Genomic DNA, 13,901 nt, shown 5'->3' with positions numbered 1-13,901 from the left:
TCGCCGTCTCTCCCCCCCCCCTCCCCCCCCCCCCCCCCTCCCCCCCTTCCTCCCCCCCCCCCCCCCCCCCCCCCCCCCCCCCCCCCTCCCCCGCCGGCTCACCCGCCGTACCAGGTCACCAGTTCGCGCTTGAGCACCTTGCCGCTGGGGCCGAGCGGCAGCGCGTCGGTGAACTCCACCCGGCGCGGGTACTTGTAGGCGGCCAGCCGCTCCTTGCTCCAGGCCACGATCTCCGCCCGCAGGGTGATCCCGGGGCGGGCGCCGGGCCGGGCCACCACCACCGCACAGACCTCCTCGCCGTGGACGGAGTGCGGCAGGCCGATGACGGCCACCTGGGCGATGGCCGGGTGGCGCATCAGCACCTCCTCGACCTCGCGGGGGTACACGTTGTACCCGTTGCGCAGCACCATGTCCTTCTTGCGGTCGACGACGGTGAGATAGCCGTCCGGGTCCTTGGTCCCGAGGTCGCCGGAGCGCAGCCAGCCGTCCACCAGCACCTCGGCGGTGGCCTCGGGGCGGTTGAGGTAACCGGCCATCACGTTGTGGCCGCGCACCACGATCTCCCCGACCTCCCCGGCGGGCAGCAGTTCGATCCGGCCCTCCAGCTCGGGTCTGGCGATCTCCACGTCGACGCCCCAGACCGGCTTGCCGACCGTGCCGGGGCGGGTGGGCCAGGCGCGCTGGTTGTAGGCGACCACCGGCGAGGCCTCGGTGAGGCCGTAGCCCTCGTAGACGGTGCAGCCGAAGACCTGCTGGAACTCCTCAAGGATCCGCACCGGCAGGGCGGCGCCGCCGGAGAAGGCCCGGTCCAGGGCGGGTCGCCGCGGGTCCCCGGCCGCGGCGTCGAGCAGGGCCGCGTACATCGACGGCACTCCCATGAACACCGTGCAGCCGCGGGTCACCATGAGGTCGAGCGCCCGCGCCGGGTCGAAGCCGGCCGTCAGCACCATGGTGGCGCCGGCCCGGAAGCAGGCACCCATGCCGCAGATCTGGCCGAAGGTGTGGAACAGCGGCAGGACGGCCAGCAGCACGTCGTCAGCCGTGAAGTCGAACGGCGAGAGCATCGTCACCGCGATGTTCATGGTGACGTTGAGGTGGGTGAGCATGGCGCCCTTGGGGTGCCCGGTGGTGCCGGAGGTGTAGAGGACCACGGCCAGGTCGCCGGGCTCGCGCGGCAGGTAGTGGCCGATCGGGTCGGCCCGCTCGGCGAGCGCGTCCAACCGTGCCGATCCCCGCCGCTCGTCGGCGACGGCGGTACGGACGGTGAGCACCGGCACCTCGGCCGCCTCGGCGCCCTTGCCGCCCTCCGCCAGCAGCGACCCGGCACAGACCAGCGCCCTGGCGCCGGAGTCGCGCAGCACGTAGGCGATCTCCTCCGCCCTGAGCAGCGCGTGCACCGGCACCACGACCGCGCCGATCGCCAGGGCGCCGTAGTACGCCATCGGGAACTCCGCCGAGTTGGGCAGCAGCAGCGCGACCCGGTCGCCGGGGCCGACCCCGTGGTCGGCCAGTACGGCCGCGTACTTGCGTGCCTGGTACCAGAGTTGTCGGTATGTCAGGTTTTCCTCGTCGAGCACGATCGCCGGGTGGTCCGGGCACCGGGCCGCGGACTCCGCGAGGACCGCCGCCACCGAGAGAGACATCAGCACTCCGCTCATGGATCGTCGTCCGGCCGGCGGCGGTTCACCACCGGCCCTGGAGAACCGTCGACGCCGACCGACCGCGGAACCCGTCCGGCCGGCGCCGACGCTTGGCACTTCGTCCGCACAGGGAGCTCAGAGGGTGGACCGCTGCCCGGCGCGCGGGATGCCGAGGTCCTGCCAGACGCCCTCGATCGCCTCGGCGAACTTCTCGACGTCGCCGGTGGTGTGGGTGGCGGAGGGGGCGACCCGCAGGATCTCCTCGCCGGCCCGCACGCTCGGCGCGTTGATCGGCTGGACGTAGATCCCGTGGCGCTCCAGCAGCAGGGCGGACGCCTGCCGGCAACGAGCGTCGTCACCGACGAAGAGGGAGACGATGTGGGATCCGTCCGACAGGAACGGGATGTCCCGCTCCCTGAGCAGCCGGTGCAGCAGCCGGGCGTTGGTCGCCAGTCGGGTGCGCTCCTGGTCCGAGGAACGCAGGTGCTGGACGGCCGCCAGGGCGCCGGCGGCGGTGGCCGGCGGGATGGAGGTGGTGAAGATGAAGCCGCGGGAGAAGCTCCGCACCGCCTCGACCAGCACGGCCGGGCCGGCGATGTAGCCGCCGGCGGTGCCGAACCCCTTGGCCAACGTGCCCATCACGACGGTGAACTCGTCGGCGATGCCGGCGCGGGCCGCGATGCCGGCACCCTGCGGGCCGTACATCCCGACCGCGTGCACCTCGTCGACGAAGGTGGTCGCCTCGTACCGCCGGGCGAGCTCGGCGATCTCGGCGAGCGGCGCGACGTCGCCGGACATCGAGTACACCGACTCCAGGACGATCAGCTTGGGTCGCTCGGGATCGGCGGCGGCCAGCAGCTCCGCCAGGTGCGCCACGTCACTGTGCCGGAAGATCCGCTTCTCGGCCCCGGAGTGGCGCAGCCCGTCGATGATCGAGGCGTGGTTGAGCTCGTCCGAGAAGACCAGGGTGCCGGGCGCCCGGCCGGCCAGCACGGTCAGCGAACCGTCGTTGGCGGTGTAGCCGGAGGAGAAGACCAACGCCGCGTCCTTGCCGTGCAGCGCCGCGAGTTCGCGCTCCAGCAGCACGTGGTAGTGGTTGGTACCGGCGATGTTGCGGGAGCCGCCGGACCCGGCGCCGAACGCGTCCACGGCGTTCCTGGTCGCCTCCAGGACGAGCGGGTGCTGGCCCATGCCCAGGTAGTCGTTGCTGCACCAGACGCTGATCTCCAGGTCGCCACCGCCCGGTTCCGGTCGCGCGACCGCGCTGGGGAACCGGCCGGCCCGCCGGCCGATCTCCAGGAAATCCCGCCGCTGGGTGCCGAGCTCCCCCAACTCGCGCGCGAAGAAGTCCAGGTGCTTGTTCATCGAGTCAACTCGCTCTCTGTGTAAGGAGTCGGCGCGGTCTCGCGGGACCGCAGCCGCGGCTTGTCGGGCTTGCCCGAGGCGTTCAACGGCAACTCGGAGAGCAGCAGGACCTCTTCGGGCACGTGCAGGGCGGACAGCGCCGCACCCACCCGCACCCGGACGCCCTCGGCGGTGACCCGCGCACCGGGCTGCGGCACGATCGCCGCGTGCAGGTGCTCGTTGTTGTCCAGGTCGCGCACCCCGTACACGACAGCCTGCGCCACCTCCGGCATCGCCAGGAGCTCGCGCTCGACGACGGCCGGGTAGACCTTGACGCCGCCGGTCTTCACCACGTCGGCGACCCGGTCCAGCAGGTGCAGGTAGCCGCGCTGGTCGAACCGGCCGATGTCGCCGGTGCGGTACCAGCCGTCGCGCAGCACCAGCGCGCTGAGCGCCGGGTCCGCCCAGTAGCCGGACATCAGGTGCGGGGAGCGCACCCAGACCTCGCCCACCGCGCCGACCGGCAGCCGTTGCCCGGTGTCCTGGTCGCGGACGGTGACCTCGACCTCGGGGAACGGGCGGCCGACGGTGTCCAGCAGCGTCGGGTCCTGGTGGTCACCCGGGTCGAGCAGGGTGATCCGGCCGCTCTCGCTGGTGCCGTACCCCTGCACCAGGACCGCGCCGAAGACCGCGTTCGCCTCGGCGAGGCGGGCCGGCGCCGCCGCGCTGCCGCTGTAGACGAGCTGGCGCAGCGAGGACAGGTCGGCGGGCTCGGCGCGGTTCTGGTCGAGCACCTGGTAGAGGTGGGCGGTGGCCAGGAAGGTCCGGGTGATCCGGTGCTCGGCGACGGCCCGCAGCAGGGCGGCCGGTTCCAGTCGCTCGTGCAGGAAGACGGCACCGCCGGCGGCGAGCACCGCGTCGGCCATCGGACCGACGGTGTGACTGAGCGGGGTGGCGACCAGCAGCCTGGCCTCCGCGCCCTCGGCGACCGACGCCTCGGTGGCCCGTACCGCGCTCTCCCAGGCCCGGGCCGGCAGGCTGATGCCCTTGGGCCGACCGGTGCTGCCGCTGGTGAACGTGATCAGCGCGAGCGCCTCCGGCTGCCAGGCGGCGGCCGGCTCGGCGCCGTCGGGCTCGGCCGGGGGCGCCGGGGCGGCCTCGCCGACGCCCACCCCGAAGCCGGTGACCGCGATCCGGCCGCGCGCCCGGTCGGCCAGCAGCCGTGCGCGATCGAGGTGCCGCGGGTCGGTGAACAGCACGGCGGCGGAGGTGTCCAGCAGGATGCGCAGCTGGGCGTCGGCGGCCAGCGGCCGCGTGGTCGAGCCGGGGTTGGTGGAGCGCAGGTAACAGACCGCACCGCCCAGCAGGTGGGCCGCGTAGCGCACCACGAGCATGTCCGGACTGTTCGGCGCGACCAGGACACCGACCACGCGGCCGGGCCCGACACCCAGCCGACGCAGGGCGTGCGCGGCTCCGGTGACGGCGCGGGCCAGCTCGGCCGCCGGAACGGTCCGCCCGTGCCAGTGCAGGGCGGTACGGTCCGGGTCGGCGGCCAGCGCGGACATGATCCGGGCGGCGTAGCCGTGGTGCCCTGTCCACCAGCCATCCGCAGCAGCCATGGTGACCTCCGATTCAGCGCGCGACGACGTGCGCTTCGGCACCGCGGTCGGTGCGGCGCCAGGACAGCTTCCCGGCGTCGCCGGGTGGCGGAAAGATTCGGACGGGCTGCCTGATCGGGGCGGCTGAGCAGCGCGCGACGGCTCGGGCGGGCCGGCGGCGGGTTGGGGGTAGCCGGTCGGCCAGGGTGGCACCTCGTCGGCCGGGGTCCGGTCGAGCAGCCCTATCGAGCCTGTCCCGGACCGGTGCCCGCTGGCAGAGTTCGAAGCCCCGAGGCGCCGGGTACCGCCGGACGCCCGGGCACCGGCTCACCTCCGTTGGCGGACTCCGCCGTACCCGCGCAGTAGGGATGATCTCGTTGAAATTCGCCTGGGTTGATCTCCGTTCCACCGCTGCGGAGCAGCGCGAGGCAGTCGTCGACGCCGCGATCCACGCACGGCTGGCCGGCGTCCTCGACGACCGGCTGGACACGCTCGCCACGCTGCCGCCGACGGTTCAGAAGGTCCTGCTGGCCGAGCCCGGCACGGCCCTCGCACCGGAGGCCGACGAGGTCGCCGACGTCGTGCTCACCCGGGTCGCGACCGTCGCCGAGCTGGACCGGCTGAAGCTGACCGCCGGGAAGGCCACCGGCGCCTTCGTCGAGGTGATCGACGACGCCACCCTCATGGTCGCCTGCGCCGCCGCCCAGACGCTGGCACACACCGTGGTGAGGTTCCGCGACCCCACCAAGATCCCGCTGGAGATCGTGATCGCGGCGGCCGACCGGAGCTCCGGACGGCTGATCTGCGAGGCGGCCGACCTGGAGGAGGCCGGCATCATCGTCGACGTCCTGGAGAAGGGCTCGGACGGCCTGCTGCTGGCGCCCCGGGACGCCAACGACGTCTTCGGCCTCACCACGCTGCTCGGCTCCAGCACGCCGGACCTCGAACTGACCACCCTCACGGTGGAGTCCATCGAGCACAACGGCCTGGGCGACCGGGTCTGCGTCGACACCTGCACGCACTTCGCGCAGGACGAGGGCATCCTGGTCGGCTCGTACGCCCACGGCTTCGTGCTGTGCGTCAGCGAGACCCACCCACTGCCGTACATGCCGACCCGCCCGTTCCGGGTCAACGCCGGCGCCCTGCACTCCTACGTCCTCGGCGCGGACAACCGCACCAACTACCTCAGCGAGCTGAAGGCCGGCAGCACCGTGCTGGGTGTGACGGCCGACGGCCGGACCCGACGGATCGTGGTCGGCCGGGTGAAACTGGAGTCCCGCCCGCTGCTGACCGTCCGGGCGAAGGCGGAGAACGGCACCGAGGTCAGCCTGACCCTGCAGGACGACTGGCACGTGCGGGTGCTCGGCCCCGGCGCGACCGTCCTCAACTGCACCGAGCTGAAGCCCGGTGACCAGCTGCTCGGCTACCTCGCCACCGACAAGCGCCATGTCGGCTGGCCGGTGGGCGAGTTCTGCATCGAGAAGTGAGCCACGAGGGGACGTGTGATGACCGACGGCACGGACTTCGAGACGTGGTTCGGCACGCTCCTGGCGGGCGCCGCCCGCCAGGACGCGGCCTGGGCCACCCATGGTGAGACCGTGGTGAGCCACCGGACCCTGCAGGCCGAGGTGGACCGGGCCCGCGGGATCCTGCGGGCGCACGGCGTCACCGCGGGCAGCACGGTGGCGGTCCAGGTGTTGCCGAGCTTCACCCTGCTCTGGTCGCTGTTCGCGCTGTGGACCTCCGGCGCCCAGGTGATGCTGCTCGACCCGCGGCTCACCGCCGCCGAAACCGTTCGGCTGCTGGAGCTGTGCGAGCCGCAGTTCCACCTCACCTCCGGTACCGCGGCCCAGGTCTTCACGCCGTTCCGGGCCGAGTGCGAGGTCGTGGTGGAGCGCCGCCCGCTGGGCCGGCCCGCGCAGGGCGCCCACCGGCTGATCCAGTTCTCCTCCGGTTCCACCGGCCTGCCCAAGGTGATCGGGCGCACCGGCGACTCGTTGCGCGCCGAGGTGGACCGCTTCGGGCAGTTGCCCGAGATGCCGGGACGCGGCGAACACGTCCTGTTGCTCAGCTCGTTGGCGCACTCCTTCGGTCTGCTCGGCGGGGTGCTGCACGCGCTGTCGGCCGGCGCGGTGCTGCACTTCGCGGGCAGCCTGCGGCCGCACGAGCTGCGGCGGGTGCTGACCGGGCGGCGGGTCAACGCGGTGTTCGGCGTCCCGGCCCACTTCCACCTGCTGAGCCGGATCCCGGCCCTGCCCGCCCTGCCGGACCTGCGGCTCGCGGTCTCCGGCGGCGAGCCCCTGCCCGGCGAGGTCTACGACCGTTTCCGCGAGCAGTACGGCGTGCGGATCGGCCAGGCGTACGGCATGACCGAGGCCGGCATCATCGCCACCGACCTGACCGGTCGAGAAGCGCCGCCCGCCGTGGGCCTGCCCGCGCCCGGGATGCGGACCGCCGTGGTGGACGGGACGCTGCGGGTGCGGCTGCCCGAGAACCCGTACCTGCACGCCGATCTCGGCGACCGGTACGTGGACGGCTGGTTGAACACCCGGGACCGCTGCACGGTCCGGGCCGGCACCGGCGTGCTGGAGATCACCGGCCGGGCGGACACCATGGTGGCGATCGGCGGGCTCAAGGTCGACCTGACCGAGGTGGAGGCGGTGCTCGCGGAGCACGCCGCGATCTCCGAGGTGGTGGTCGTCTACGGTGAGGCCATCGAGGCCCACCTGGTGGTCCAACGGGATCTACCCAGGGCGGAGTTGCTGGCGTGGTGCAAGGAACGGCTGAGCCCGTACAAGATCCCCAAGGCGTTCCACTTCCGGACCGCGCTGCCGCGCACCTCCAACGGGAAGCTGGTGCGCAACCGGGAGTTGCTGCACTCCGCCGCCGAACGCGGCCGGCAGGTGACGGTCCGGTGATCGACCGTGGCTTCCGGGGCGCCCGGCCGGAACCCTTCACGGTGGACGTGGAGCGCGGTCGGCTGCGGTTCTTCCACCAGGTGCTGGGCACGGTGGACCAGGTGTTCACGGATCCGGCCGCCGCCCGGGCGGCCGGACACCCGGACCTGCCGGTTCCGCCCACCTTCCTGTTCGGCCTCGAACTGGAGGACCCGGCCGATCTGTTGACCGAGATGGGCGTCGACCTCGCGCGCGTGCTGCACGTGGAGCAGGGCTTCGTCTACCACCGCACGGCGCACGCGGGCGAGCGGCTCACCTTCGCCTCGGTGATCACCGATCTGTACCAACGGCAGGGCGGCGCACTGGAGTTCATCGTGCGTGACACCGCGGTCACCGACGCCGCGGGCGAGCCGGTGGCCGATCTGCACCAGGTGATCGCGGTCCGCCGCGTCGCACCGGAGGAGGCGGGATGACCGAGTTCAGCCTGGCCGGGGCCGAAGTCGGGGACGAGCTACCGGAGTTGCCCGAGCAGACGGTCACCCGGGCCCTGCTCGCGCTGTTCGCCGGCGCCTCGGGCGACCACAACCCGATCCACGTCGACAGCGACGTGGCCCGCGCGGCCGGCCTGGACGACGTGATCGCGCACGGCATGCTGTCGATGGGTCTGCTCGGGCGGCTGCTCACCGAGTTGGTGCCGGTCCAGGACCTGCTCTCCTTCCGGGTCCGCTTCTCGGCGGCCACCCCGGTGCACGCACGGCTGCGCTGCACCGCCGTGGTACGGGCCCTCGAGGACGACGGCACCGAACGCCGGGCGCGACTGGGTCTGGCCGTGCGGATCGTCGACGGCCCGCTCACCGTGCGGGGAGACGCGCTGGTGCGCCTCCCGAAGGCCCCCTGACGAGTTCGGCACCGGCGCGGCCGGGCGGCCGACGGAATCAACCGCCGGCCGGCTGGCCGCGCCCGGCCTCACCGCCCGGTTTCAGTGCCCCATGCCGAGGCCGCCGTCCACCGGAATGACCGCACCGGTGACGTAGGCCGCCTCCGCCGAGGCCAGCCAGAACACCGCCTCGGCGACCTCCTCCGACCGACCGGCGCGGCCGAGCGGCACCTCGGAGAGGATCCTGCTCCGCCGCTGCTCGCTGAGCTGCTCGCTCATGTCGGTCTCGACCAGGCCGGGGGCGACCACGTTGACGGTGATCCCGCGCGGCCCGAACTCACGGGCCAGGGAACGTGCCAGGCCCACCATGCCGGCCTTGCTGGCCGCGTAGTTGGCCTGGCCGGCCGACCCGTTCAGCCCGGCCACCGAGGACATCAGGATCATCCGCCCGCGCCGCATCCGCACCATCTCCGTGGCCGCCTGCCGGCTGGTCCGGAACGCGCCCCCGAGGTTGGTGTCGAGCACCCGCCGGAACTGCTCGTCGTCCATCCGCATCAGCAGCCCGTCCTCGGTGATGCCGGCGTTGGCCACCACCACCTCGACCGGCCCGTGCGCCGCCTCGGCCTCGGCGAAGGCCCGGGCCACCGAGGCGGGGTCCGTCACATCGCAGATGACTCCGAACAGGCCCTCGGGAGCGCCGGAACCCCGGTGGGTGACGGCCACCCGGTCCCCGTTCGCGGCGAACCGGCGGGCCACGGCCAGGCCGATGCCGCGGTTGCCACCGGTCACCAGCACGGAACGTGTCATGGCTTCTGCTCCTTCTTCGTCAGGGCTTCATCGGGGTGCTTCGAACGGCGTGCGGAACGCTCGGAACGGGCCGGGCCGGCTCAGCACCGCTCGGCCGGCCCGGTGTAGGCGCCGCGGTGGTGCACGAGCGGTCGCCGGGCCGGCTCGGGCGCGTGCAGCGTGTCGACCCGGCCGAGGAACAGGACGTGGTCGCCGCCCGGGTAGCGGTGCTCGGTGCGGCACTCCAGCGAGAGCACCGCGTCGGGCAGCAGCAGGTGTCCGCCGGCGCCGACCACTCCTCCCAGCCGGTCCTCGGCGGCCCGGCCGCGCGGACGGTCGCGGGCCGCGAAGTCGCCGGCCAGCTCGGTCTGGTCCACGGTCAGGACGTTCACGGCGAAGCCGCCGGCCCGGTCGATGGCGGCGACCAGCCGCCCGGTGCTGCCGAGGCTCACCAGGACGAGCATCGGATCCAGCGAGATCGAGGTGAGCGAACCGACCGTCACCGCCTCGGCCTGCTCGCCGCTGCCGACCGTGACCACGGCGACGCCGGTGGGCAGCAGGCCCATCGCCCGGCGGAACTCCGTCGGCCCCGGCGCCGGCCCCAGCTGGTGGCCGGCGCCGGCCGGGGCGCCCGGCCGCTGGGCTGTGTGCGTGGACATGGATCCGCCTTTCGGTTCAGCGCTTGCTGACCAGGCAGGTCAGCCGGGCGGTGCAGGTGGGCCGGCCGCGGCTGTCGGTGATCTCGACCTGGTAGGTGGCCACCTGGTCGCCCCGGTGCAGCGGGGTGCAGATCCCGGTCACGATGCCGCTGCGGGCGGACCGGTGGTGCGTGCAGGACAGTTCGAGTCCCGCGACCGCGCCGCGGGGCGCCACGTACAGCCCGGCCGCCAGTGACCCGAGGGTCTCGGCGAGGACGGCGTTGGCGCCGCCGTGCAGCCAGCCGAAGGGCTGCCGGTTGCCCGCGACGGGCATGGTGCCGACCATCCGGTCCGGGTCCCACGAGGTGATCTCGATGCCCATCCGGGCGATCAGCTGCTGGTCGACCAGTGCGGGCGGCACCGTCAGGATGCTGCGGTGCACCGGGCCCGGGGCCGATCCGGCCCCCTCCGCCTCCAGGGCGTTGCTCTCCATCGGTCGCCTCTCCAGGGTCGCGGCTGAATACCCTGGGTACTTTCGCCCGCTCCGCCCGGGCCGCCAAGACCTGATCCAGGTAGCCGAACCTCACCACCGGAGCGAGGTCATCGGGCTGCACCTTCGGTCAGGGCAGTCGGGTCTTATCCCCCGCCATACGCTCACCGAGACTTCATGACGGCAGGGTCGGGCGAGACCGCGACCTCCGTTCCCACAGCCATCGGAGCATCCCTTGGAATCCGCCGTGTCCAGTTCGTCCGCGTCTCCCGGCCCCGGGTCCCCCGCTTCCGGAGCGCCCGGTTCCGAGACGCCCGGTTCCGGGGCACTCGGGTGGCCGGACTACCTGCACCGCCTGGGGTACTCCGGACCGCTGGAGCCGACCGTCGAGTGCCTGCGGGCGCTCACCTCGGCCCATCTGCTCGCGGTCCCGTACGAGATGTTGGACTCGCTGGACGGCGGCCTGCCGACGCTGGACCGCGCGGAGGCGTTCGACCGGGTGGTCCGTCGGCGGCGCGGTGGGACCTGCCTGGAGGCCACGCCACTGTTCGGCGAGTTCCTGCGCAGCCTCGGCTTCGAGGTGAAGCTGGTGGCCGGCCAGATGTGGCGGGTCGGCGGCGACTGGTGGCCGCACTGGGATCACCTGGTGATCGTCGTCGAGGCGCAGGACGAGAGCTGGCTGGTCGACGTCGGCTTCCTGATGCTCTCCCCGCTGGAGCCGCTGCGGATCGCCGACGAGCCGCAGCGGCAAGGCGGTTGGCAGTTCCGGGTGATCGAGGAGGACGGCTACCGAACGCTGCTGCGCGCGGGCGCCGACGGGATCTGGTCGCCGGTGTACCGCTTCGCCGACCAGCACCTGGAGGTCGCCGACTACGCCTGGATCATCGACTTCCACCTGGGGATCGAGGACTCGCCGCTGGCCGGGACGGTGCTCTGCTCGCGCGGGGTGCCCGACGGCAAGCTCGTGGTGATGGGCGACAACTTCCTGCGCGCCCGCGACGGCCGGCTGGAGCTGGAGTTCCTCGCCGACGCCACCGACGCCGAACGGGCCCTGGCGCAGGTGCTGCACGGCCATTCGCATCTGCTGGCGGGGGCGGTCGCGGCCTGGGAGAAGGCCAGGGCGAACCGTCGCGAGACCCGGCGGAAGCTCATCTGACCCCACCTCGTGAAAGTGAGTGGTAGACCCGCTATGGAGAACTTCGACACCGAGCCGCGGCCCTGGGGTGTGGGCATCCGGGCGATCGGCCGCCACCTTCCGGAGAAGGTGGTCAGCAACGCCGACCTGGAGGAGATCCTGCTCACCCGGGACGACTGGATCCGGGCGAACATCGGCGTGGAGAACCGCCGGATGGCCGCCGAGGGCGAGTGGACCTCCGATCTCGCCGCCGCGGCACTGCTGGAGGCCTGCGAGCGCGCCGGGATCACCCCGGCCGACGTCGACCTGGTCGTGTGCGGCACCTACACGCCCGACAACATGACGCCGCCCACCGCGATGCTCGTCATCCGGAAGTCCGGCGCGACCGGCGCGACCGGCTTCGACGTCAACAGTGGCGCCTGCCCCGGGGGCGTGTTCGCGCTCGACGTGGGTGCCAAGTACGTCGCCACCGGCCAGTTCCGCCGGGTCGCCGTGGTGCTGGCGGACGTCAGCACCCGGACCATGGACTGGAAGGACCCGGCCCCGGCGGTGATCTTCGGCGACGGCGCGGCCTGCTACCTGCTGGAACGGTGTCTGCCGGGCCGCGGGATCGGCACCACGCTGCTGCGCAGCGACCCGTCCGGCTACGAGTCGGTCTGGGTGGCCCGCGAGCAGCGCACGCGCCGCGACGGCACGCCGCTGCGCAGCGCCTTCGGCGACAACTTCGGTGCCCTCAACGGCAAGGCCGTGCACGACTTCGCGGTCGGCCGGGTGCCCGGGTTCATCCGGGAGGTGCTGGCCGCCGCCGGGCGGAGCGCCGACGACATCGACCTGTTCGCGCTGCACCAGGCGAACCTGTACATCCTGCGGGGCATCATGCGCGAGCTCGGCGTGCCGATGGACCGCACGGTCGTCAACATCCAGAAGTACGGAAACACTTCGGGCGCCAGCGTGCCCCTCGTGCTGCGCGAGGCAGAGGACCTCGGCCGGCTCTCGCCCGGCGACCAGGTGCTGCTCACCGCGTTCGGATCGGGCTTCAGCATGGGCTCCGCGCTGGTCCGCTGGTGTGGCCCGGAGGACTTCGAGCCCGCGCTGGCGGCGTCGTGAACCGATCTTCCGCAGAACGGACTTCGACGCTCCGGGGAGCACCGGCCGGCCTGCTCGGGCTGGGCTGCTACCTGCCGTCGCGAGCCGTCACCAACGAGATGATCTGTCAGCGGATCGACTCCTCGGACGAGTGGATCCGCAGCCGCTCCGGCATCCGGTTGCGGCACTGGGCCGCCCCGACGGAGACGGTGGAGTTCATGGCCGTCACCGCCGCCGAACGGGCGCTGGAGAACGCCGGGATCGCCGCCGGCCAGATCGGGTGCGTGATCGTCTCCACCGTCACGCACCTGCGCCAACTTCCCTCGCTGGCGGCCGCGGTCGCGGAGCGGATCGGTGCCGACGCGCCCGGGGCCTTCGACATCGCGGCCGGCTGTGCCGGTTTCTGCTACGGCCTGTCGCTGGCCTCCGACATGGTGGCCGCGGGCACCGCCCGGTACGTGCTGTTGATCGCCGTGGAACGGCTCTCGGACCTGACCGACCAGCAGGACAAGAGCACCGCCTTCCTGTTCGGCGACGGCGCCGGCGCGGTCGTGGTGGGGCCGAGCGAGCGGCCCGGTATCGGCCCGGTCACCTGGGGCTCGGACGGCTCCCAGAAGGACACCATCCGGCAGACGGCCTCCTGGGCCGCGCTGCGCGACACCCCGGGCACCCCCTGGCCGCGGATCACCATGGTCGGCCGCGAGGTGTTCCGGTGGGCCGCCTACCAGCTCGGCCCGGTCGCCCAGCAGGCGCTCGACCGGGCCGGGGTGACCGTCGACGACCTCGACTCGTTCATCCCGCACCAGGCCAACGACCGGATCACCGACCAGCTCGTCAGCGAGCTGAAGCTGCCCGGCCACGTCGCGGTGGCCCACAGCATCGAGACGCACGGCAACACCTCCGCCGTCTCCATCCCGCTGGCCATGCAGCAGCTGCTCGCCGCCGGCGCCGCCCGGCCCGGCGGGCTCGCCCTGCTGCTGGCCTTCGGCACCGGCCTGGTCTGGGCGGGCCAGGTGGTCCGGCTGCCGCTGAAGCCGGTCGGGCCACCCGTCCCGGCCACCGCCCCACCGTCCGTCAACACCCCTCAAGGAGATCGATCATGAGCACCGTTCAGAGCGACACCCTGCAGGTCCTCACGGAGATCCTGGACGAGGTCGCCGAGGTCCCGGCCGACCAGGTGACCCCGGAGGCCTCGTTCGTCGAGGACCTCCAGCTCGACTCGCTGTCCATCGTGTCGGTGTTCGTCCTGGTCCAGCGACGCTTCGGCGTCGATGTCCCGAACGACGTCTTCGACCGGCTCAGCACGGTCGGCCGCACGGTCGCCTACCTGGACAGCGGCGAGCTCCCGGACTGAGGCCGACCGGCCGCCACCGTGGCCGAACCGGACGGAGGGTCCCCCGGTCAGGGGGA

At 72.9% G+C, this 13,901-nt stretch carries 13 protein-coding genes and 1 pseudogene; 8 read left to right on the top strand and 6 right to left on the bottom strand.

The window, feature by feature from the left end; translation table 11 throughout:
• Positions 1–98: 98 nt before the first annotated feature.
• The 3 genes from ACZ38L_RS19385 to ACZ38L_RS19375 all read right to left on the bottom strand — a co-directional run bounded on the left by ACZ38L_RS19385 (position 99) and on the right by ACZ38L_RS19375 (position 4,603).
• Entirely contained in the window at positions 99–1,643 is a 1,545-nt protein-coding gene (locus ACZ38L_RS19385; protein WP_465694572.1) for a long-chain-fatty-acid--CoA ligase, read from the bottom strand.
• 132 nt (positions 1,644–1,775) lie between these two features.
• On the bottom strand, positions 1,776–3,005 hold the full coding sequence (hemA, locus tag ACZ38L_RS19380) for a 5-aminolevulinate synthase (protein WP_465694570.1): 1,230 nt from the start codon (positions 3,003–3,005) through the stop codon (positions 1,776–1,778).
• Positions 3,002–4,603, bottom strand: coding sequence for a class I adenylate-forming enzyme family protein (locus ACZ38L_RS19375; protein WP_465694567.1), 1,602 nt, complete (start codon positions 4,601–4,603; stop codon positions 3,002–3,004). Before ACZ38L_RS19375 ends, hemA begins: the two co-directional genes overlap by 4 nt.
• Before the next feature lie 356 nt (positions 4,604–4,959).
• Here ACZ38L_RS19375 and ACZ38L_RS19370 point away from each other — a divergent pair, with 356 nt between their 5' ends.
• From ACZ38L_RS19370 to ACZ38L_RS19355, 4 genes are read left to right on the top strand one after another with little or no spacing between them, the layout of a single operon-like run.
• Positions 4,960–6,069, top strand: a complete 1,110-nt coding sequence (locus ACZ38L_RS19370; protein ID WP_465694564.1) for a 3-dehydroquinate synthase II family protein — start codon at positions 4,960–4,962, stop codon at positions 6,067–6,069.
• An 18-nt stretch (positions 6,070–6,087) separates the two neighbouring features.
• Positions 6,088–7,500: a class I adenylate-forming enzyme family protein gene (locus ACZ38L_RS19365; protein ID WP_465694561.1), complete on the top strand. Its 1,413-nt coding sequence runs from the start codon at positions 6,088–6,090 to the stop codon at positions 7,498–7,500.
• On the top strand, positions 7,497–7,952 hold the full coding sequence (locus ACZ38L_RS19360; RefSeq protein WP_465694558.1) for a MaoC family dehydratase N-terminal domain-containing protein: 456 nt from the start codon (positions 7,497–7,499) through the stop codon (positions 7,950–7,952). Before ACZ38L_RS19365 ends, ACZ38L_RS19360 begins: the two co-directional genes overlap by 4 nt.
• Positions 7,949–8,377 carry a MaoC/PaaZ C-terminal domain-containing protein gene (locus ACZ38L_RS19355; protein ID WP_465694554.1) on the top strand — a complete coding sequence of 143 codons (429 nt, stop codon included), beginning with the start codon at positions 7,949–7,951 and terminating at the stop codon, positions 8,375–8,377. The genes ACZ38L_RS19360 and ACZ38L_RS19355 overlap by 4 nt, the downstream gene beginning before the upstream one ends.
• A gap of 81 nt (positions 8,378–8,458) precedes the next feature.
• On the opposite strand, the gene fabG is transcribed toward ACZ38L_RS19355, so the two are convergent.
• The 3 genes from fabG to ACZ38L_RS19340 form a co-directional block, all read right to left on the bottom strand.
• Positions 8,459–9,163 carry a 3-oxoacyl-ACP reductase FabG gene (gene fabG, locus ACZ38L_RS19350; RefSeq protein WP_465694551.1) on the bottom strand — a complete coding sequence of 235 codons (705 nt, stop codon included), beginning with the start codon at positions 9,161–9,163 and terminating at the stop codon, positions 8,459–8,461.
• Between the two features lie 80 nt (positions 9,164–9,243).
• Positions 9,244–9,801, bottom strand: coding sequence for a flavin reductase family protein (locus ACZ38L_RS19345; RefSeq protein ID WP_465694547.1), 558 nt, complete (start codon positions 9,799–9,801; stop codon positions 9,244–9,246).
• A gap of 16 nt (positions 9,802–9,817) precedes the next feature.
• Complete coding sequence (locus ACZ38L_RS19340; protein ID WP_465694543.1) at positions 9,818–10,273, bottom strand: PaaI family thioesterase; 456 nt, start codon at positions 10,271–10,273, stop codon at positions 9,818–9,820.
• A 244-nt stretch (positions 10,274–10,517) separates the two neighbouring features.
• Here ACZ38L_RS19340 and ACZ38L_RS19335 point away from each other — a divergent pair, with 244 nt between their 5' ends.
• The 4 genes and pseudogenes from ACZ38L_RS19335 (at position 10,518) to ACZ38L_RS19320 (ending at position 13,845) form a co-directional block, all read left to right on the top strand.
• Complete coding sequence (locus ACZ38L_RS19335) at positions 10,518–11,426, top strand: arylamine N-acetyltransferase family protein (protein ID WP_465694540.1); 909 nt, start codon at positions 10,518–10,520, stop codon at positions 11,424–11,426.
• Positions 11,427–11,459: 33 nt separating this feature from the next.
• A complete protein-coding gene (locus ACZ38L_RS19330) occupies positions 11,460–12,512 on the top strand; it encodes a 3-oxoacyl-ACP synthase III family protein (protein WP_396558733.1) in 1,053 nt (350 codons plus the stop codon).
• Positions 12,509–13,519: pseudogene (locus tag ACZ38L_RS19325) on the top strand (beta-ketoacyl-ACP synthase III); the annotation flags it as partial. The gene ACZ38L_RS19330 and the pseudogene ACZ38L_RS19325, both read left to right, overlap by 4 nt.
• Positions 13,520–13,590: 71 nt before the next feature.
• Positions 13,591–13,845, top strand: coding sequence for an acyl carrier protein (locus ACZ38L_RS19320; protein ID WP_465694534.1), 255 nt, complete (start codon positions 13,591–13,593; stop codon positions 13,843–13,845).
• Positions 13,846–13,901: the final 56 nt, after the last annotated feature.

It is taken from the genome of Kitasatospora sp. NPDC024654, from assembly GCF_055559155.1.
The sequence above is the reverse complement of the archived record's forward strand: the minus strand, read 5'-3'. Positions and strand labels throughout refer to the sequence as shown.